The 264-nt window shown below is 45.8% G+C and carries 1 protein-coding gene; it reads left to right on the top strand.

Features of this window, described 5'->3' with window-relative positions; genetic code table 11:
- Positions 1–193, top strand: a 193-nt coding sequence (locus WA845_RS25225) for a hypothetical protein (protein WP_337322843.1), incomplete at its 5' end; no start/stop codon positions are given.
- Between the last annotated feature and the right edge of the window lie 71 nt (positions 194–264).

The raw sequence follows: 264 nt of genomic DNA, 5'->3' as shown, positions 1-264 counted from the left end.
CCGCAAGCTTCGCCGCCCACGTTTCTCTTTCTTCTCATATTCAATTGTCAAAAAACAGACCACCAAAAGCAGTCAAAAAATCAAATCCCCGAAACCATCAGGCCTCGAAACCAAACAAGCAACCAGCCCATTCCTTGATTTATTTAGAACGAAAGACTTCGTCGCCAGCAGCGCCGCCGCCCTCGTTCAGTGAGCGGACTTATAAATCCATCACCTCAAACAAGTCAACACACCTACCGTCAAAAAACTGACATTTTTGGTAAG

This window comes from Agrobacterium sp. CMT1, from assembly GCF_037203725.1.
Lineage (GTDB): Bacteria > Pseudomonadota > Alphaproteobacteria > Rhizobiales > Rhizobiaceae > Agrobacterium > Agrobacterium pusense.
The sequence above is the reverse complement of the archived record's forward strand: the minus strand, read 5'-3'. Positions and strand labels throughout refer to the sequence as shown.